Source organism: Saccharopolyspora antiqui, assembly GCF_052246905.1.
Lineage (GTDB): Bacteria > Actinomycetota > Actinomycetes > Mycobacteriales > Pseudonocardiaceae > Saccharopolyspora.
The window spans coordinates 55,654-75,859 of sequence record NZ_JBQQBO010000027.1; the positions used below are offsets into that span (position 1 = coordinate 55,654).

The 20,206-nt window shown below is 67.7% G+C and carries 13 protein-coding genes and 2 riboswitches; of the genes, 5 read left to right on the plus strand and 8 right to left on the minus strand.

What is annotated here, in order from left to right; translation table 11 throughout:
• Positions 1 to 553: 553 nt before the first annotated feature.
• From ACTWQN_RS31475 to ACTWQN_RS31505, 7 genes are all read right to left on the minus strand, one after another.
• Positions 554 to 4,183, minus strand: a complete 3,630-nt coding sequence (locus ACTWQN_RS31475; protein WP_443207297.1) for a multifunctional oxoglutarate decarboxylase/oxoglutarate dehydrogenase thiamine pyrophosphate-binding subunit/dihydrolipoyllysine-residue succinyltransferase subunit — start codon at positions 4,181 to 4,183, stop codon at positions 554 to 556.
• 630 nt (positions 4,184 to 4,813) lie between these two features.
• A complete protein-coding gene (locus ACTWQN_RS31480) occupies positions 4,814 to 8,488 on the minus strand; it encodes an ABC transporter ATP-binding protein (RefSeq protein ID WP_443207256.1) in 3,675 nt (1,224 codons plus the stop codon).
• A gap of 369 nt (positions 8,489 to 8,857) precedes the next feature.
• On the minus strand, positions 8,858 to 9,712 hold the full coding sequence (locus ACTWQN_RS31485) for an ABC transporter permease (RefSeq protein ID WP_443207257.1): 855 nt from the start codon (positions 9,710 to 9,712) through the stop codon (positions 8,858 to 8,860).
• Positions 9,712 to 10,704, minus strand: a complete 993-nt coding sequence (locus ACTWQN_RS31490; protein ID WP_443207258.1) for an ABC transporter ATP-binding protein — start codon at positions 10,702 to 10,704, stop codon at positions 9,712 to 9,714. Before ACTWQN_RS31490 ends, ACTWQN_RS31485 begins: the two co-directional genes overlap by 1 nt.
• Before the next feature lie 109 nt (positions 10,705 to 10,813).
• Complete coding sequence (locus ACTWQN_RS31495) at positions 10,814 to 11,362, minus strand: hypothetical protein (RefSeq protein ID WP_443207259.1); 549 nt, start codon at positions 11,360 to 11,362, stop codon at positions 10,814 to 10,816.
• A gap of 610 nt (positions 11,363 to 11,972) precedes the next feature.
• Positions 11,973 to 13,088 (minus strand): alanine dehydrogenase, encoded by a 1,116-nt coding sequence (gene ald / locus ACTWQN_RS31500; RefSeq protein ID WP_443207260.1) that lies wholly within the window; start codon positions 13,086 to 13,088, stop codon positions 11,973 to 11,975.
• A 434-nt stretch (positions 13,089 to 13,522) separates the two neighbouring features.
• Positions 13,523 to 15,079, minus strand: coding sequence for a PucR family transcriptional regulator (locus ACTWQN_RS31505; protein WP_443207261.1), 1,557 nt, complete (start codon positions 15,077 to 15,079; stop codon positions 13,523 to 13,525).
• 110 nt (positions 15,080 to 15,189) lie between these two features.
• Positions 15,190 to 15,294: riboswitch (glycine riboswitch) on the plus strand.
• Positions 15,295 to 15,393: riboswitch (glycine riboswitch) on the plus strand.
• A gap of 50 nt (positions 15,394 to 15,443) precedes the next feature.
• Here ACTWQN_RS31505 and gcvH point away from each other — a divergent pair.
• Together gcvH and ACTWQN_RS31515 are read left to right on the plus strand one after the other, a co-directional pair.
• Positions 15,444 to 15,815, plus strand: coding sequence for a glycine cleavage system protein GcvH (gcvH, locus tag ACTWQN_RS31510; protein WP_443207262.1), 372 nt, complete (start codon positions 15,444 to 15,446; stop codon positions 15,813 to 15,815).
• A 28-nt stretch (positions 15,816 to 15,843) separates the two neighbouring features.
• The gene (locus ACTWQN_RS31515; protein WP_443207263.1) at positions 15,844 to 17,199 is read left to right on the plus strand and encodes an L-serine ammonia-lyase; all 1,356 of its coding nucleotides are present in this window, start codon (positions 15,844 to 15,846) and stop codon (positions 17,197 to 17,199) included.
• Between the two features lie 331 nt (positions 17,200 to 17,530).
• Here the strand turns inward: ACTWQN_RS31515 and ACTWQN_RS31520 are convergent, their stop codons facing one another.
• Positions 17,531 to 18,331 carry an MBL fold metallo-hydrolase gene (locus tag ACTWQN_RS31520; protein ID WP_443207264.1) on the minus strand — a complete coding sequence of 267 codons (801 nt, stop codon included), beginning with the start codon at positions 18,329 to 18,331 and terminating at the stop codon, positions 17,531 to 17,533.
• A gap of 87 nt (positions 18,332 to 18,418) precedes the next feature.
• On the opposite strand from ACTWQN_RS31520, the gene ACTWQN_RS31525 reads away from it, so the two are divergent.
• The 3 genes from ACTWQN_RS31525 (at position 18,419) to ACTWQN_RS31535 (ending at position 20,165) form a co-directional block, all read left to right on the plus strand.
• The gene (locus tag ACTWQN_RS31525) at positions 18,419 to 18,982 is read left to right on the plus strand and encodes a CGNR zinc finger domain-containing protein (RefSeq protein WP_443207265.1); all 564 of its coding nucleotides are present in this window, start codon (positions 18,419 to 18,421) and stop codon (positions 18,980 to 18,982) included.
• Positions 18,983 to 19,275: 293 nt separating this feature from the next.
• Positions 19,276 to 19,749 carry a MarR family winged helix-turn-helix transcriptional regulator gene (locus ACTWQN_RS31530; RefSeq protein WP_443207266.1) on the plus strand — a complete coding sequence of 158 codons (474 nt, stop codon included), beginning with the start codon at positions 19,276 to 19,278 and terminating at the stop codon, positions 19,747 to 19,749.
• Entirely contained in the window at positions 19,746 to 20,165 is a 420-nt protein-coding gene (locus ACTWQN_RS31535; RefSeq protein ID WP_443207267.1) for an organic hydroperoxide resistance protein, read from the plus strand. The genes ACTWQN_RS31530 and ACTWQN_RS31535 overlap by 4 nt, the downstream gene beginning before the upstream one ends.
• The last annotated feature ends 41 nt before the right edge of the window (positions 20,166 to 20,206 follow it).

Sequence of the window (20,206 nt, forward strand, 5' to 3'; positions counted from 1 at the left end):
AACAGCAGACTACGAAACGCCATTTCGGTTGCGGCAAGGGAACCGGCTTGATGACAGAAAGGTTCCCATGCTCCACGGACGCACCCGGGTCGGCTGGCGGAGATCGGAGCCGGATTCCATGCCGAAACACCAGCTTCCGCCCAGGTCAGCCAGGCGGCCGGACCAGCGTCGTACGCCGGGGCAGGTCGGCTGACCGCGCGTGGGCCGAGATCGAGTCGTCGCTGCCGCCGGTATCGGACCGTGGCCGCTGGTGGCGTCCGCCGGTAGGTGATCAACGTCCTACGGAAGCCACGCATCGGCGCCCCCGGCAGTAGGACCTGTCGAACGCTACGGACCTGAAAAACCCCGTATGAACCGCCGCACCAGCCCGATGCCCAAGCGTCGCGTTTCGGTCGGGTTCGCCGCTACGCCATCCTGTGCTTCCAGCAGCCGGACGTGAGGATGGGAACCTTCCTGTCACCGAACCACCCGGCGGCGCCCCTTGCCGGGCCGCGGCACGAAAAAGCGGGCCGCCAGTTCCTGGTGGGAACCGGCGGCCCGCGTCAGCCGCAAATCAGGCGAAGGCCTCGTGCACGACCTCGGCCTGCTCGACCTCGTGAACCTTGGCCATACCAGTGGCCGGTGCGGCCATCGGACGGCGCGAAACCCGCTCAAGCTTGCCGACCAGCTCCGGGAACTGTTCCGGCAGGGCCAAGCCCAGGAACGGCCACGGACCCTGGTTGGCTGGCTCCTCCTGCGTCCACCGGATCGAGGTGGCGTTGGGGTACCGCTCGAACAGCGCACCCAACTTCCGGTGCGGCAGCGGGTATAGCTGCTCCAGCCGGACGATCGCGGTGTCGGTGATGCCCTGCTTGTCCCGGTACGCGGCCAACTCGTAGTAGAGCTTTCCGGCGCACAGCACCACATTGCGCACCGCCGCGGGGTCGGGCTGCGCCGGGTCGTCGATCACCGAGACGAACTTGCCTTCGGTGAAGTCCTCGACCGGGCTGCTCGCGGCCTTCAACCGCAGCATCGACTTCGGCGTGAACACCACCAGCGGACGGTGGATGCCATCCAGCGCGTGCCGCCGCAGCAGGTGGAAGTAGTTCGCCGGAGTCGACGGCAACGCAACCGTCATCGACCCCTCGGCGCACAGCTGCAACCAACGCTCGATGCGCCCGGAGGTGTGGTCCGGGCCCTGGCCCTCGTGCCCGTGCGGCAGCAGCATGACCACGTCGGACCGCTGACCCCACTTGGCCTCACCCGACGAGATGAACTCGTCGATGATCGACTGCGCGCCGTTGAAGAAGTCACCGAACTGCGCTTCCCACAGCACCAGCGCTTCCGGGTTGCCCACCGAGTAGCCGTACTCGAAGCCCAGCGCCGCGAACTCCGACAGCGCCGAGTCGTAGACCAGGAACTTCGCCTGATCGTCCGACAGGTTCTGCAGCGGGGTGTATTCGGCGTTGTCCTTGCGGTCGATGAGCACCGAGTGCCGCTGACCGAAGGTCCCGCGACGGCTGTCCTGACCGGTCAGGCGGACCTGGCGGCCCTCCATGACCAGCGAACCGAACGCGAGCAGCTCGCCGAACGCCCAGTCGATGCCGCCTTCGCGGCCCATCTTGGCGCGCCGCTCCAGCACCGGCTTGACGCGCGGGTGCGGGCTGAAGCCCTCCGGCAGGTTGATCTGCGACTCGGAGATGCGCTCCACGGTCTCCCGCGAGATCGCGGTGGCCAGCCCACGCGGCACCAGCTGCTCGGACTCCACCGACGGGCTCGGCGACGGCGGGTGCTTCTCCAGCTCCCGCACCTCGTTGAACACGTGCTCCAGCTGAGACGCGTAGTCCTTCAGCGCCTTCTCGGCTTCTTCGACGGTGATGTCGCCGCGGCCGATCAGCGCCTCGGTGTAGACCTTGCGGACGCTGCGCATCTTGTCGATCGCGTCGTACATCTTCGGCTGCGTCATCGACGGGTCATCGCCCTCGTTGTGCCCGCGGCGGCGGTAGCAGACCATGTCGATCACGACGTCCTTGCCGAACGCTTGGCGGTACGCCACGGCCAGCTTGGCGACCCACACGCAGGCCTCGGGGTCGTCGCCGTTGACGTGGAACACCGGGGCACCGATCATCTTCGCCACATCGGTGCAGTACTTGCTGGACCGCGAGTGCTCCGGAGCCGTGGTGTAGCCGACCTGGTTGTTTACGATCACGTGGACCGTGCCGCCGGTGCGGTAGCCGCGCAGCAGCGAAAGGTTCAGCGTCTCGGCGACCACACCCTGACCGGCGAAAGCGGCGTCGCCGTGCAGCAGCACCGGCAGGACCGTGAAGCCCTCCTGACCCTTGTCCAGGATGTCCTGCTTGGCGCGGACGATGCCCTCCAGCACCGGGTCGACGGCTTCCAGGTGCGACGGGTTGGACGTCAGCGAAACCTTGGTCTCGCCGTCACCGAACATCCGGAAGTACTTGCCCTCGGCGCCGAGGTGGTACTTGACGTCGCCGGAGCCGTGCGCCTGGCCCGGGTCCAGGTTGCCCTCGAACTCGCGGAAGATCTGCGAGATCGGCTTGCCGACGATGTTGGCCAGCACGTTGAGCCGACCGCGGTGCGGCATGCCGATGACGACCTCGTCGAGCTCGTGCGCCGCCGAGGTGTCCAGCACCGCATCCAGCAGCGGCACCACGGTTTCGGCGCCTTCCAGCGAGAACCGCTTCTGCCCGACGTACTTGGTCTGCAGGAACGTCTCGAACGCCTCGGCCGCGTTGAGCTTCGACAGGATGTACTTCTGCTCGGACGGCTCGGGCTTGGTGTGCGGCTTCTCGACCCGCTGCTGCAGCCACTCGCGCTCGTCGGGTTCGAGGATGTGCATGTACTCGACGCCGACCGTGCGGCAGTAGGAGTCGCGCAGCACGCCCAGCACGTCGCGGAGCTTCATGCGCTCCTTGCCCGCGAAACCACCGACGGCGAACTCCCGGTCCAGGTCCCACAGCGTGAGGCTGTGCGACAGCACGTCGAGGTCCTCGTGGCGCCGCTGCCGGTAGTTCAGCGGGTCGATGTCGGCCATCAGGTGGCCGCGGGTGCGGTAGGCGTCGATCAGTTCGAGCACGCGGGCGGTCTTGTCCACCGCGCCCTCGGGGATGTCCTGCGTCCAGCGCACCGGCTCGTACGGGATGCGCAGCGAAGCGAAGATGTCGTCGAAGAACCCGTCGCCGCCCAGCAGCAGTTGGTGGACCTTGCGCAGGAAGTCACCGGACTCCGCGCCCTGGATGACGCGGTGGTCGTAGGTGGACGTCAGCGTCACGATCTTGCTGATGCCCATGTCGACCAGCGTCTTCTCACTGGCGCCCTGGAACTCGGCGGGGTAGTCCATCGCGCCGACACCGATGATCGCGCTCTGCCCCTTGGTCAACCGCGGCACCGAGTGGTTGGTGCCGGACGGGCCCGGGTTGGTCAGCGAAATCGTGGTGCCAGCGAAGTCTTCGGTGGTGAGCGCGTTGCTGCGAGCCTTGCGGATGATGTCTTCGTAGGCCTGCCAGAACTGGTAGAAGGTCATGTCCTCGCAGGCCTTGATGGAAGCGACCACGAGGTTGCGCGACCCGTCCCTGCCCGGCAGGTCGATGGCCAGACCGAGGTTGATGTGCTCCGGTGTGACGGCCGCGGGCTTGCCCTTGGCGTCCTCGCCGTAGTGGCGGTTCATGTTCGGGAAGTCCCGCACCGCCCGGACTAGCGCATAGCCGATCAGGTGCGTGAAGGAGACCTTGCCGCCTTTGTTCCGCTTCAAGTGGTTGTTGATGACGATGCGGTTGTCGAACACCAGCTTGGCCGGGACCGCGCGCACGCTGGTGGCGGTCGGCACGGTCAGCGACTGGTCCATGTTCTTGGCGATAGCGGCAGCGGCACCGCGCAGCGTCTTGACGTCTCCACCAGCCGACGGCTCCTTCACCGGAGCAGCCTTGGCGGCCTGCTGCGGGGACGGCTTCGGTGCAGCGGCGGGCTTGCTCGCCGGGGGCGCGGTCGCAGCGGCGGCGGGCGGGACCTGACCATTGGCCTCACTGGTGCGCGTCGCGGTGGCCGTGGTCGTCGGGGCCGCTGCAGCGCCAGCCGCAGCAGCGGTGTTCTCGGTGGCTGCCTGGCCCGGCTTGTAGTCGGCGAAGAATTCGTGCCACGCCGAGTCTACTGAAGCGGGATCTTGGAGGAACCGCTCGTACATCTCCTCGATCAACCACTCGTTGGGGCCGAACTGTGACGCAGGGCTGCTGGACACGGCTGGCGTTCGCCTCGATCCATATGCTCGTGATGTACAGACACACTCGGGTACCAGGCTAGCGGTCCGATTCGCGAGGTTGACACACAGTACGGCCGTTCGGTCGACGAGGTCGGTCACAAAATCGATCAGGAAAGCCCAGCTTGCGGGTAAGACTCCCCGTTCGGCTCACGCAAACGATCATCGACCGCACCTAGCATGCCTCGCTTGAGGTTGGCGTCGCTTGGTACTACTCCGTCTGGGTTGTCGCCCACCTCTAGTATGACGTTTCACGGACACGCTGTGTTCCTGCCCCGTGACCGACCTTTCCCACGTCACGAACGCCAACGGCACTCCTGTACCACACGCCCCAGCGCAGTGTGAGCAGCGCCAATCCCCGGTCGCGAAGAGTGACGAGAAGGTTTCCGTCCGTGCATCCCACACCCGCCCCGCAGCCGTCTGGTGACAGGAAGGTTCCCTTGCTCACGTCACCGGGGGTCTCGCGGGCGTCGCGGTGACAGGAAGGTTCCCTTCCCCACGCCTCGCACGGGCCAACGGCGCCGGATGTGACAGGAAGGTTCCCTTGCTCCCCTCTGGTCAGGCGATGTTGCTCGCGTCGACCTCTGGTGGCTCCTCGCCGGGTGTTGCGTCCGCTGCTCGCCACAGACGGGCGTAGTGGCCGTTGTCCGCGAGCAGTTCGGTGTGGCTGCCCTGTTCGACGATCCGGCCGCCGTTGATGACGATGATGCGGTCGGCGCGGGCCGCCGTGGCCAGCCGGTGCGCCACGATGAACGTGGTGCGCTGCGCGGCCACCCGGTCGCTGGCCGCGACGACCATCGATTCGGTCGCCGGATCAAGCGCGGCGGTCGCCTCGTCGAGCAGCAGGATGTCGGGGTCGACCAGCTCGGCACGCGCCAGCGCGACGAGCTGCCGCTGGCCCGCCGACAAGCCGCGTCCGCGCTCGCCGACCTGCTGGCGAAACCCGTGCGGCAGCATGGCGATGCCCGGCAGCGCACCTACCGCCCGCGCAGCGGCCTCGACCTCGGTCGGGTCGGCTTCCGGCCGCGCGTAGGCGATGTTGGTGGCGATGTCGCCGGTGAACAAGTGACCTTCCTGCGGCACCACGGCGAGCCGACCGTGGAACGCCGCCAGGTCGTAGCGCCGGATGTCCACCCCGTCGACCAGGACCGCGCCATCGGTCGCGTCGTAGAACCGGGCGATCAACTTGATCAGCGTCGACTTGCCGGCACCGGTCGCGCCCACCAGCGCCACCGTCTCGCCAGGCCGCACCCGCAGCGCGATGTCGCGCAGCGCGAACTGCTCGGTGCCGGGGTAGCGGAACGACACGGACCGCAACTCCACCCCGCCCTCGAACCGCTCCGGCACCGCGGTGGGATCGGTGGGGGCGGGCACCGAAGTCGAGGTGCGCAGCAAGTCGCCGATCCGCTGCAACCCCACCCTGGCCTGCTGGTAGCCGTCGAAAACCCCGGACAACTGCTGCACAGGGGAGAAGAACAAACCGAGGTAGAGCATGAACGCCACCAGCACCCCGGCCGTCAGGTCATCCGACGCGACGCGCGCCGCACCAACACCCAGCACTGCCGCCTGCGCGATCTCCGACAGCAGAGCGACGAACGGGAAGTACGTGGCGATGTAGCGCTGGGCGCGCAGCCGAGACCGCCGGTAGGCGTCGCTGCGCTGCGCGAACACCTTCGCAGCGTGCCCTTCGCGACGGTGCGCCTGCGCGACCCGCATCCCGGAGACGTTCTCCTGCAGATCGGCGTTGACCGTGCTCACCCGCTCGCGCGCCTCGGCGTAGGCGGTCGCCGACACCCTGCGGAAGATCATCGTCGCGACCAGCAGGATCGGCAGCACCGCCATCGCCACCACGGCCAGTGAAACATCGGTGATCAGCAGTGCACCCGCGATGCCGACCAGGGTCAACACGCTGACCACGAAGGTCGCCAGCCCGGTCTGCAGGAACGTCGACAACGCGTCGACGTCCGTGGTCATCCGGGTCATGATCCGCCCCGCGAGCTCACGCTCGTAGTAGTCCAGCCCGAGCCGCTGCAGATGCGCGAAACTGCGCAACCGCAACAGGTAGAGCAGGGTCTCACCGGTCCTCGCGGTGATGACGGTCTGCAGCTTGACCACCAGCCACGCGGCAGCGACCACCACGACGCCCAGCCCCGTCACCACCCACAGCACGTCCAGGTTCTCAGCCCCTACCCCGCCGTCGATGCCCTGGCGGACCAACGACGGCAGCGCGATCGACGTCAGGGCGTCCCCGGCCACCAGCGCAACGGTCAGCAGCAGTCCCCAGCGGATCGGCCGCACCAGCCGGGACAGCTTGAAATCGGGGTCGGCCGCGGTGGGATCTTCGCCGCGCAGATCCGGCTGGTCGGTCGCCACCGGCAGCTTTCGGATGCCGTCGATCAGTTCCTGCGTCGGGGGTATCGACATGCCGCCCATGCCGTGCGAACCGGCCATCGGCGCGGCGCGGTTGGCGTCCGCCAGTTCGTCGTCGTCCGGCGTCGGCCACAGTTCCGGTGTGGTGCCTTCCGCGCTCGGCACGACCTGGCCGTCGCTGCGGTTGTCGATCGATTCCCCAGGACCGGCCAGCAGCGACTGGAACAGTTCGCATCGCTGGAACAGTTCCTCCTCGGTGCCGATGTCGACGACCCGCCCTTCGTCGAGCACCGCGATCCGGTCGGCCAGCGCCAGCGTTGACCGCCGGTGCGCGATGAGCAGAGTGGTGCGCTGCGCAGTCACCGATCGGAGGGTGTCGTGGATCGCGGCCTCGGTCGCCGGGTCGACAGCCGAAGTGGCGTCGTCGAGCACCAGGATGCGCGGATTCGAAAGCAACGCCCGCGCCAATGCCACCCGTTGACGTTGCCCACCGGACAGCGTCAGGCCGCGTTCCCCGACCGTCGTTCCATAACCGTCCGGGAGCGCGGTGATGAAATCGTGCGCTTCGGCCGCTCTCGCCGCCGCGATCACATCCGCCTCCGAAGCATCCGGACGCCCGTAGGCGATGTTGCCGCGAATGGTGTCGGAGAACAGGAAGGCCTCCTCGAACACCACCCCGACAGCCGTCCGAAGCGAGCTCAAGCGCAGGTCGCGGATGTCGAAGGCGCTCGCCAGGTCTTCGGCCGGGCCGATCGTGATGCTTCCCGAATGCACGTCGTAGAAGCGCGGCAACAGCAGCGACACCGTCGATTTGCCAGACCCCGCCGGGCCGACCAGAGCCACCGTCTCGCCGGGGCGGACGCGAAGCGAGGTGTTGCGGAGCACCGGTTGATCACGGGTGTAGCCGAAGCTCACGTCGTCGAGCCGAACCTCCAGCGGGCCTTCCGGCAGCGCCGCGGCCTCGGTTTTCTCCTGCACTTCCGGCTGCGAATCGATCAGCTCGTGAATGCGTTCCACCCCGGCGCGGGCGAGCTGCGCCTGGATCATGACGCTCGACAACATCCGCGCCGGACCGGCCAGCATCGCCACATAACCGGCGAACGCGACGAAGGTGCCCAGGCTGACCTGCCCCTGCAGCGCCATCCAGCCGCCAAGACCCAGCACACCGACCTGCCCAGCGGCAGGCAGCGCGGCCAGGCTCGCCGCCGGTGTCGACGTCATCCGCGCGGCGCGCAGCCGCTCAGCGAAAAGCCGCCGCGCACGGGTCTGCAGCCGCCCAACCTCCCGCTCCTCCTGGCCGAAGCCCTTCACGACCCGTACACCGGTGACGGTTTCCTCGACGTGCTGCGCGATGTCGGCGGCCCGCTGCTGAGCCGACCAGGTAGCCGGGAACAGGGTTTTCTTGCTGCGCGCCGAAACCACCGCGATCAGCGGCGCGACGATCAACGACACCACTGTGAGCAGCGGCGACAACCACAGCATTGCCGCAATCGCGAACAGCGCGAGCACCACGGTCCCGGCTGCCAACGGCAGCATCGACAGCAGCGAGTTCACCATTTGCAGATCGCTGATGGATCGGGACACCACCTGGCCGGTGCGCAGCGCGTCCTGCTTTCCGCCGTCCAGCCGTTGCATCGCGGCGAACACCGCCCGACGCAGGTCGTGCTGCACGTCGAGGGCCAGCCGCCCGGCGCTGTAGCGGCGGACGAACGCCGCGGCGAAGCGGAACACACCCAGCGCGACCAGCGCGAACACGATCCACCACAAGCGGTTGGTGGTGCCTGCGACGGAATCGTCGACCGCCAGCTTGGTCAGCAGCGGAACCAGCGCCTCCAGCCCGACCGCCGTTACGGAGGCACCCATCGCCAAGGTCAAGGCGATCGGATGCCGTCGGCAGGCGGTGAAGAGGCGACGGATCCAACCGCGGACTGGAGGGCGGGGATTACCGGAGTCGCTCACCCCGCCAGGTTATGACGACTCACCGACCACGCAGACCATCCCGACCATCGTTGTGACCCCCACCAACCCCCCGGGGTGGCGAGAGCAAGGGAACCTTCCTGTCACCCCCGAGGCGACGACCAGCGCGTGAAGTGACAGGAAGGTTCCCTTCCTCGCATCGATGGGCGCGCTGGGGCAGGTGACAGGAAGGTTCCCTTGCACCGCTCCCACGGCGGGTGGCGACGGCATGGCCCCACGGAGGGAGCCAGTGTTGGAACGGATTCAGGGTGCGCGTCAGGTGATGTCGCGGCGTCGGCTGATGAGCCATCCACCGGTGATGAACACGGCGGTGTAGCCGACGAAGGTCAGCAGACTCGCCCACCAGGGGTGGCCGTAACTGCCGCCGAAGAACAGGTGCAAGAACTCGAACGCCGCACGCGGGGTGTTCGGCTCGTCAGGCCCGGCCACGGCCGCGACGAACAGCGGCACCGCCAGGTTCGCGACGATCCCGTTGCCAGCAGCACCCGGTAGGTAGGGACCGATACCGGCAGCAGCGGAATCGATCAGGCTCAACGACAGGATGAACTCGACCACGAACTTGTAGACCAGCGCAACGATGATCGCGAGCACGGCGTTCGCGACCAGCGCGCCGAAACCAACCCCGAGCAGCGTCCACAGCACCATCGCGAGCACACCGACCCCACCGACGCTGAGCCAGTCGGTCAGGCCGCCGAAATTGCCGAAATCCTGACCGGCACCGAGCAGGCCCCCGAGGCTTGCGAACAGGACGTTCGCGAGACCGTAGAGCAGACCGACAGCCGCGTAGGCGGCGAGCTTCGCCACCAGCACGGCACCACGCGGATTACCGGTGAGGTACGTCGTGGTGATGCTCTTGTTCCGGTGCTCACCGGCGAACGCCATGGCGCCGAAGAGCATCGCGAAGACGGTGCTGAAGTTCGTCGACATGGACACCGAGAGCAGCCCGAGAGGCACCGACCGGTCAAACTCCTCGACCGTGTTGATGATCCCGACGATCGCAGTGCCCAACCAGCCCGCGCCGAAGCCGAGCAACGCCACCGGGATGAGCAGCGCCCACCACAGGCTCGTCGTGAAGATCTTGCGGAACTCCGCTTTGACCAGCCCGCCCATCAGGCATTCCCCCCGAACCCGTGGCCTCCGCCGGAGGGTTCACGACCGCTCGGTGCGGACCACTGCTCGGCTCCAGGCTGCAGAACACCGGTGTACTGACCGCTGGTGAGCTGGAAGAACAACTGCTCCAGGCCGATTCGTTCATCCTGCATCCCGTACAGCGCTACCCCGGCGTCCAACGCCAGGTCCGCGACGGCACGGGAGTCGGCACCGGTCACCGCCAGCCTGCCGTCCGTGAGGTATTCGATGCCGAAACCGGCCTCCTGCAACTTGTCGACGAGCTTGTCGGGATCGGCGGCCTGCACCAGCGCGCGGGAACGCTGTGCGGCGCGAAGCTGATCGAGATGGCCGTCGTAGACGCAGCGTCCGTGGCTGATGATGACCAACTGGTCCACGGTGTGCTCGATCTCCCTGAGGAAGTGACTGGACATCAGCACGGTTCGGCCGCTCGCGGCGAAGGCCTTCAGGAAGTTCCGCAGCCAGGCGATGCCCTCCGGATCCAGCCCGTTGGCGGGTTCGTCGAGCACCAGCAACTGCGGGTCGCCGAGCAATGCGGTGGCCAGCGCCAGGCGCTGACGCATCCCCAGCGAGAACGAGCCGGTCTTTCGTCGCCCGGCAGCGGCCAAACCGACGAGCTCAAGAGCACGATCGACCTGCGCATCTGGGACGTTCATCGCGGCGGCATAGCACCGCAGGTGATGGCGGGCAGTGCGGCCGGGGTGGAAGCTCTGCGCGTCCAGCACGGCGCCGATCACCGTCGCCGGATTTTGCAGTTGGCGAAACGGCAAACCGTTGATCGTTGCCGTGCCCGAGGTCGGGGTGACCAGGCCGAGCAGCATCCGCAGCGTTGTCGTCTTGCCCGACCCGTTGGGGCCGAGGAACCCGGTCACCGTCCCCGGCCGAACCGTGAAACTGAGGTCCTGCACTGCGTTGACCGGCCCGAAGCTCTTGCTGAGACCCTGCACAATGATCCGGCCACTGCCGTCGTGCACACGCCCTCCATCGTCACCTGTTCACTCGTCGGTGCCCATCCTGCCGGACAACTACCCGTGTTCAGGTGCGGAGTCGTGGTTTTCCAAGCGGGTTCTCAGCGGCGCCGGGCTACGGCCAGCGAACGGACCGGTCGATCACCGACGCTCGATAGATCTTGCTGTGGTCGGTTTCGAGGTGACCACCCATGGGCGGCGGGGTGGGGGGAACAGTCAGATCGGGACGGGTGAACTCGTTGGTGTCCCAGTCGCTCGGTCCGCGGCCGACGGAGGAGACGATCGGCCGCGGGATGACCGCAACGGCCGACGTTGCCTCCGCAGACCTCGGTCGTAACCTCCGGTGCAGTGACTCCAGGAGGGTGCCGCGGTTGGGCACGGGTCGTCCGGAATGGTCGCTGATGAGCTGCCGGTGCGCGGTCAGCCACACCGTGCACGGCCAGGGGCGGGCCCGCAGTGTGCCCTGGCAGGACGGGCATCGGCCGTCCTCGCCGGGATTGTGCTCGTCGAGCAGGGCGCGCAGGCCCTCGGTGAGTCGGTAGAGCTCGGACCGGGCAACTGGCAGGAGCACCTCGGGTGCGTTGTCCGCGGTGACCTGATCCAACCTGTCGAGTCGGTCGAGGACGGCCTTTCGCAGCGCCACGTGCATCATGTCGTCTCCCACCGTCGTCGAGTGTTTCGAGTGCGTCGGTGTTGCGCGCAGAGATCGTGTGACGAACCACCCCGGCGCTGACTCCATCGGGTGACATCGGCAGTGGGGAGGCACGCCTGCACCGGCACCCCGCAATGCTCACCCCATCGAGTGGTTATCGATTCGGCTTGAAAATCCCCGCTGTGCTGCGGCTCACGTCGTCGGCAAACGGGCGATCGTGTCCTACACTTGAAAGTGGCGGCCTGCTCCCGGTGACCCCCAGGCTGGTTGAGCGGGCCGCCCCGTCCGGCTGTTTGAGCCCGTTTTGTCCGGCTGCATTCTGTTTTTTGATCATTCCGCAGGCCGCGCGCACGAAGTTTTCGCCCGAGTGGAAACCTTTTCCAGCCTGACTGCAAACCCGCTCGGCGCGGCTTTTCTTCTCCCTGAACCGCTGGCCAAGACCCGGCTGAACCGGTTGGTGGCAGCTTGATGCGGCCCGTTGACGAGCAGAAGGGAACCTTCCTGCCACTCGCGGACCTGGTTCTCCCACAACGTCCAGCATCCCGTCACGCGGATGCGAGGAAGGGAACCTTCCTGGCAGATCTGACAGGAAGGTTCCCTTCCTCGCGATTCGGTGGACTGATCAGGACAGGATGCTGCTCACCGGGGTGTTGGCGCGGCCGTGCGCCTCGGCGACCGGTTCGTTGACCAGCTTGCCGTCGTGGGTGTTGAGACCCGCTGCGAGCGCGGCGTCCGCTCGGCAAGCCTGCAGCCAACCCTGGTCAGCGATGCGCACCACGTACGGCAACGTGACGTTGGTGAGCGCGTGCGTCGACGTGTTCGGAACCGCACCCGGCATGTTCGCCACGCAGTAGAAGACCGAGTTGTGCACCCGGTAGGTCGGCTCGTCGTGCGTGGTCGGACGGGAGTCTGCGAAGCAGCCGCCCTGGTCGATCGCGATGTCCACCAGCACGCTGCCCGGCTTCATCTCGGACACCAGGTGGTTGGACACCAGCGTCGGCGCTTTAGCGCCCGGGATCAGCACGGCACCGATGACGAGGTCGGCGGCCCGCACCGCCTGCTCGACCGTGTACCGGTTGGAAGTGACCGTGCGGATCTGGCCGTGGAAGTCGCGGTCGATTTCGCGGAGCTTGTCGACATTGGTGTCGAGAAGCTCGACGTCGGCACCCATGCCCAACGCGACGCGGGCCGCGTTGAGGCCCGCGACACCGCCACCGATCACAACGACGCGCGCCGGGTGCACACCGGGAACACCGCCCGGCAGCACACCGCGCCCACCGCAGGGACGCATCAGGGAGTAGGCCCCCACCTGCGGGGCGAGGCGCCCGGCGACCTCGCTCATCGGTGCCAACAGCGGCAGCCTGCCGTCGCCGGTCTGCACGGTTTCGTAGGCGATCCCGGTGACCCCGGACGCCAGCATCGCGTCGGTCAGCTCGGCGGAAGCAGCCAGATGCAGGTAGGTGAACAACACCTGGTCCCGGCGCATGCGCGGGTACTCCTCGGCGATCGGTTCCTTCACCTTGAGGACCAGCTGTCCCTCGGCCCACACCTCATCGGCACTGGGCAACACCTTCGCACCCGCCGCCAGGTAGTCCTCGTCGGGAATCGATGATCCCGCGCCCGCGCTCGTCTCGACGAAAACGTCGTGGCCACGGGAGGTGAGTTCGTGCACACCCGCAGGTGTGATCGCGACCCGATACTCGTTGTTCTTGATCTCGCGCGGCACTGAGATCTTCACGGCGGCTTCCTTTCGTCGCTGTTGGGCCCAACGATCCGCCGCCGTTGCCAGGGGCGCATCATTCCCGCCGGATGAGATTGACCCGACCGCTTTGTGCTCGCAGCACAACGCGCCCGGCGCACCGCAGCGCTACACCAATGGGTTCGGATTTCCTGCCCGAAACCCGAAGCTGCCGGGTCCGCGACAGCAAGGTTCCCTTCCTCACAAAGGCACCGACCAGGCCCGCAGCAGCACTTTCCGGCCACGGATGACAGAAAGGTTCCCTTGCTGCACGTCACGCGGGTTGCCGCGGGCCCACTGATGACAGGAAGGTTCCCTTCCTCGCACAGCACCGTCGCCCGCGGTCGAGTGGCGGGTGACAGGAAGGTTCCCTTGCTCCCATCTGGCGCCGGGCGGTTCGGTGTGGTGGGAGTGGCAGGAAGGTTCCCTTGCTTTCAGCCGTGCTGCGCCCAGTGCTCGGCGAGTAGTTGCACGAGCAGCGCGGATCGGACGTCGGGGTCTTCGAGGTCGACGTTCACGAGTTGGGTGAGTCGCTTCATCCGATAGCGGAAGGTGTTGGGGTGCACGCGCAGCTCGCGGCTCGCCTGCCGGGGATCGCCGGGGTGCCGCAGCGCCGCGTGCAGGGTGGCCAGGTAGTCGGTGCCCTGCGTGCGGTCGTGGTCGCGCAGCACCGGTATCGGCCCGAGCGCGCCGATTCCGGCATCCGTCGCCGCGCCCGCCATGCGGCTGAGCACCAGCAGATGCCAGTTGTCCTCGTACACCGCCACCCGCTGCGTCAACAGGCCGGTCCGCAGCAGGCCGATCAGCTCCTCGGCTTGCGTCCGCGACTGGGCCAGCTCGGCAACAGCCACCGCGGTGCCCACCGCGATGAGCGGACGGGGCGACACGTCGTGGGATGCGAGGGCTTCCCGCAAGTCCGGCCAGCCGCCGGGGCGGGCGCGGTCGGGAACCAGCGCATACAGCAGGGTGCCGATCTCGGTGACCAGCGGGCGCCGCCCGATCCCGCGCGTGATCCACTCCCACATCGCCAACCGATGCCCCTCCGCGGGGCCGGCCGACGATGGCACTTCGATGGCGACGACTCGATGCGGCTCGTTGGGCACCGCCAGGTCGTTGGCGGCGGCCCGCCAGCCTTCACCGCCTTCCAACAGCAGCCGCACCTGTTCGGCGGATCGGCGCCGCTCCGAATCCGCCACCGCGCGCCACCGCAGCAGTTGCAGCGCGACCAGCGGTGCGGTGTCCGCGAAGGCGGTAGAACGCTCCTCGGACACCTCGCCGGGAACCACCGCCCACATCGACCCCAGCAGCTCACCGCCCATCCGGATCGGCACGACCAACCGGGGCAGGGTTCCGTCCTGCTGGGCGGGCACGAAGATCGCCGAACTGCCCTTGCTGAGCTGCCGGAACGTGCCGCGAGCCCGGAACTTGGCGAGCACGTCGTCGGGCTGCTTGCGCCCCATGATCGTCGACACCCGCGCGGGATCGGTGAGATCCTGCCGCGCGGAATACGCCAGCACCTGGGAGTGCGCGTCCTCAATCGTGACGGGCGCGTCCACCACGTCGGCCACCGCATCGGCGAGCCGGAACAGATCACCCACACCGGCGCCGCGCGCATCGGCCTCCTCGATGCCGGTTCCGGCCAACGCGGCACGGATCAGCCAGACCAGCTGCGCCCAGGCGGTACCAGGCCGAACCTCGACCAGCGCCACCCCGCTCTGCTCGGCAGCCGCGACGACGGCGTCATCAGCGGAAATCGGCGGCTTGAGCAGCACTGCCGCGGCATCCTGTGCGCCGCACACCCGCGTCAGCGCCACCGCATGTTCGCGGTCCGTGACGGCCACCCCCAGAACGAGGTCACCGCCGGCCGCGGTCGGTGGTTGATCAAGCTCGGCGATGACGACGTCCCCGACGCAGACGGTCGGCTCCGGGATGACCACGGCGCGCAGCAGCGTCGGTCCGACTCTCTCGACCAGTGCCCGGATGTCCAGCATCACCGGCCTCCTGAGAACCTCGGGCCGCCTCCGGTGGGCGGGGAGGGCGTTGACACCAGGGCTGGCCCGTTTATCGTTGCTGAGCACCTCGACAATCGCATACCGGCCCTAGACCCCGTGCGGGAGAGACCCTGCGAGCTCACGTCGAGCCGCCAGGGCGCCGAAGGAGCAAGACTCCCCACAAACTCTCAGGCACCCATGACCGTTCGGGCGAGGCAACTCTGGAAAGCGTGCGTCATCGATGACGCTCCACCCACGGTGCAAGCCGCGACTGCCGCGGTGAAGCTCTCAGGTTCCGCAACAGAGGGGGAGGCCCAGCAACCCCGGGCATGCGTGCCCCCCGACAGCTATGGAGCCTCCCCGCATGTCCATGCCCGAGAACCTGCGCTACACCGAAGAACACGAGTGGCTTGCCGACCGCGGCGAACTGGTCCGGATCGGCATCACCCAACATGCCGCCGACGCCCTCGGCGACATCGTCTACGTCCAGTTGCCCGCGGTCGGAGACCAGATCGAGGCCGGTCAGTCCTGCGGTGAACTGGAGTCCACCAAGTCCGTCAGCGACCTGTTCGCGCCGGTGAGCGGCGAGGTCGTGGCGATCAACGAGTCCGTTGTGGACGATCCCGCGCTGGTCAACACCGAGCCCTTCGGTGGGGGTTGGCTGCTTGAGGTGCGCGCCACCGACACCGGTGCGGTGCTCACCGCCGAGCAGTACGCGGAACTGATCGCGCAGTAGCCGGGTCGGGCGACGGAGGAGAGCGCCAATGGCGATCAGCGTCTTCGACCTGTTCTCGGTGGGCATCGGGCCGTCCAGCTCGCACACCGTTGGCCCGATGCGCGCTGCGAAGCGGTTCGCGCAGCGGCTGCGCGACGCGGGCCGGTTGCCGCAGGTGAAGCGGATCAAGGCGGAACTGTTCGGTTCGCTGGGAGCGACCGGGCACGGGCACGGCAGCCCGAAGGCGGTGCTGCTCGGTCTGGAGGGCCACAGCCCGGAAAGCGTCGACCCGGCCGCGGTTGAGGGCCGGGTGGCGGAAATCCGGGAGACCGGGCGGTTGCTGGTCGACGAAGTGCAGGAGATCAGGTTCGTGGTGGACCGGGATCTGGTGATGCACCGCCGCAGGTCACTGCCCTTGCACCCCAACGGGATGCGGTTCACCGCGTTCGGCGCCGACGACGCCGAGTTGGACACCGCGGTGTTCTATTCGGTGGGCGGTGGTTTCGTCGTCGACGAGGACGCCACTGGTGCCGATCGGATCAAACCCGACGAGACGGTGTTGAAGTTCCCGTTCCGCACCGGTGCGGAACTGCTCGCCCGAACCGCCGAGTCCGGGCTGTCGATCAGCGACATCATGCTGGCCAACGAGTTGTCCTGGCGCGACGAGGACACCGTGCGCCGGGAACTGCTGGACATCTGGCAAGTCATGCGCGAATGCGTGGACAACGGGTGCCGCAACACCGGAGAACTGCCCGGCGGCCTCAAAGTCCGGCGTCGGGCGGCGGAATTGGCCGCTTCGCTGACCGAGCGGGACGATCCGCTGGAGTGGGTCACCCTCTTCGCGCTCGCGGTGAACGAGGAGAACGCGGCCGGCGGTCGCGTGGTGACCGCGCCGACCAACGGAGCGGCTGGCATCGTGCCCGCGGTGCTGCACTACTACGTGCGTTTCGTGCCTGGTGCCGACGACAACGGGGTGGTTCGGTTCCTGCTCGCGGCCGCTGCGGTCGGTGTGCTGTTCAAGGAGAACGCGTCGATCTCCGGGGCCGAGGTCGGCTGTCAGGGCGAGGTCGGCTCCGCGTGTTCGATGGCCGCCGCCGGGCTCGCCGAGGTCCTCGGCGGAACCCCGAACCAGGTGGAGAACGCCGCCGAGATCGCGATGGAGCACAACCTCGGGCTCACCTGCGATCCGATCGGCGGCCTGGTGCAGATCCCGTGCATCGAGCGCAACGCGGTCGCTTCGGTGAAGGCCATCACGGCCGCGCGGATGGCGATGCGCGGCGACGGCAGCCATTTCGTCTCGCTTGACAAGGTGATCAAGACCATGCGGGAAACCGGCCGGGACATGAAGGTCAAGTACAAGGAGACCGCCCGCGGCGGACTGGCCGTCAACGTCATCGAGTGCTGAGAAAACCGCCCCTGAGCCGCGAGAATCTGCGCCCCGGGGCGTTCGCGTCGTGGTCGAGAATGGGGGTTTGCTCTCAACTTGAGTTGAGGTTTTAGGTGGTTTCATCAGCGGGATCTCGGAGGAAGGGGCCGGAGATGGAATTCACCGACGCGACCCATCCGATGGGGTACTGGACCGGGGCGGCCAACCAAGCCGTCGTTGGGCACATCAACGACTCACTGGTGGAACTGGGCATTGCGCAGCGCCACTTGTGGTCCTACCTGCGAACACGGGTTCCTGAATCGGACCGGGGAGCCGTCATCAGTGCCGACCCTGCCGCGCTGTGCGTGGCTCAGGGTGTGGCGGATTCCCCGGGCTGGAGCAGTACGAGCCGGTCGGCGAGCCCGGCCCGCTCGAACGCCTCGCGCAGTGCGTCGCCGCCTTCGGTGAAGTGCTGCCAGCTGTTGAAGTGGACCGGCACGATGCGCCTCGCCCGCAGGAGCTTCGCGGCCTCGACCGCCCCCGCACTGTCCAATGTGAGCAGTGCGCCATCGAAGAACCTGGTTCGGGCGGCACCGGCGAACAGCACCGCCGTGTCCACCGGGGCGAACCGGTCGGCGATGTGCCGGACCACGTCGAGCGAAGCGTTGTCGCCGCTGACGTAAACAGTGGGTAGGTCGGCCGCCGTCAGCATGAAACCGGCAACCTCGCCGGTCACGGCCTCGCAGCCTTCCGGGCCATGCTGGGCTGGCAAGGCGGTGATGCGCAGGTTCCCTCCGCTGGGGCGGGGGAGGTCGAGATATGCCCAGGGCGCCAGGGAGTGGGCGGCACCGGAGAGTCGGGCCGCGCCGCTGGGAGTGGTCACCGTGAGCGGCACGCGTTGCAGGAACGCCCTTCCGGAGTTGTCGAGGTTGTCCTGGTGCTGGTCGTGCGACAGGAGCACGGCGTCCACCTGGCCGAGGTCGGCAGGGGCCAGCGCTGCCGGAGCCGTTTTGGTGAGCAGCGCACCTGACGGGCTCCGGTATTCGCCCGGCTCGTCGAACGTCGGATCGGTGACCATGCGCAGGCCGCCGAGTTCCAGGACAGCGGTCGGGCCGCCCACGGCGCGGATGGTCAGCGCGCTGGTGGATGAGGCGTGCGGGCTGCCGACCATGCCGAACCTCTCACGGAAATCAGAACTCCTTCGTTGGGCGACGGTAGCTCTTCCTAATGGAATATCGCAATGTTTAACATGAGAGTTGTGGGTGGCCGTGATCTAGTGATCCCGGGGGAAGAGCGCTTCTGCGCGCTTGCTCTGGTCAACACCCGCATCAACCGATCAAACGGTCCGTTCGACGAGCTGGCCGACACCCCCGCCGCGCGGGCGTGGCTGGTCGAGCACGGGCTGCTGGCCAGCGGTGCCTCCTTCGACGCTCGCCGAGCGGAGCTGCTGAGAACGTTCCGCGAGTCCGTCCGCGCACTCCTCGATGCGCGAGCGTCGGATTCCACACCATCTCGGGAAGATCTCGCGGCGGTGAACGAATGCCTGCACGCACCCGTACTGGTGTGGGACGTCGACGGGCCGCGCCGCGCGCAGCGGTCGACCGATGATCCGCTGGACGCCGCGCTGGCCGCGCTCGCGGCGAACGCGGTGGACCTACTGACCGGCCCCTACGCGCGATCGCTGACGGCCTGCGGGGCGCACGGCTGCATCCGGCTTTTCGTGCGCACCCACGCCGCCCGGCGGTGGTGTTCGACCGGATGCGGCGACCGGGTTCGGGCCGCCCGCCACTACGCGCGACGCCGTACGAACGCCGATTCCTGAGCCCCCAGCAACGCCACCGACTACCGATCCGGCCAAGCGGCCGGTAGCAAGGGAACCTTTCTGTCACCCGCCGCACCGAGCGCGGCGCGGTGACGTGAGCAAGGGAACCTTCCTGTCACGCGGCAGGCGGGGCGGGGCCCGTGGCGGTGGCCAGATGTCGGCGATCTTGGATCCGGCGATCCCGATCAAGGTCTGGGGCTTGGATGACAGGAAGGTTCCCTTGCTCGCAGGAAGCCATCGGGTTGGGCCAAATTAGATTGCGCACAACTTAGTTTTGCGCTACCTTGGTTCTCGTGACTGATTCGCGGTTGACCTTGGATCGGCAGGTGTGCTTCGCGCTCTACAGCGCCTCGCGGGCGTTCACCAGCCTGTACCGGCCACTCCTGGACGAGCTCGGGCTGACCTATCCGCAGTACCTGGTGCTGTTGGTGCTGTGGGAGCGCGAGTCGGTCACGGTGAAAGAACTGGGCGCCGCGCTCCGGTTGGACTCGGGCACCTTGTCGCCGCTGTTGAAGCGGCTGGAGGCGCACGGTCTGATCACGCGGCACCGAAGTGCGGCCGACGAGCGGTCCGTCGCTGTCGCATTGACAGTTGAGGGGCGGGACCTGCGGGCACGAGCCGGGGGCATTCCCGACCGGATAGTGGCCGCAACCGGACTGGAGATCGACGAACTGGTCGAGCTGCGGTCCACATTGGATCGGCTGACGGCCGCGCTGGATGCGGCCGCGCAGCAGCAGATGAACGAGAAGCAGGAGGCAGGACGATGACGGTGCTGTACACGGCAGAAGCGACCGCGACCGGTGCGGGTCGGGACGGGCAGACGCGGTCCTCGGACGGAGTCCTCGCCCTCGACCTCGCGGTGCCGAAGGAGATGGGCGGCCCCGGCGGCGCGGCCACCAACCCGGAGCAGCTGTTCGCGGCCGGGTACGCGGCGTGCTTCCACAGCGCATTGCAGCTGGTGGCGCGCCGCGCCAAGGCGACCATCTCCGACTCCTCGGTGACCGCGCAGGTCGGTATCGGCCGCAACGACGAGGGCGGATTCGGCCTAGACGTCACCCTCGTCGTCGACCTGCCCCGCGTGCCGCGAGAGCAGGCGCAGGAACTCACCGCTTCGGCGGACAAGGTGTGCCCGTACTCGAATGCGATCCGCGGCAACGTCAACATCGAGCTGAAGGTGGCCTGACCTGGAAGGCGCGCAGATTGAGGCTCGGCAGTACGTGCTCG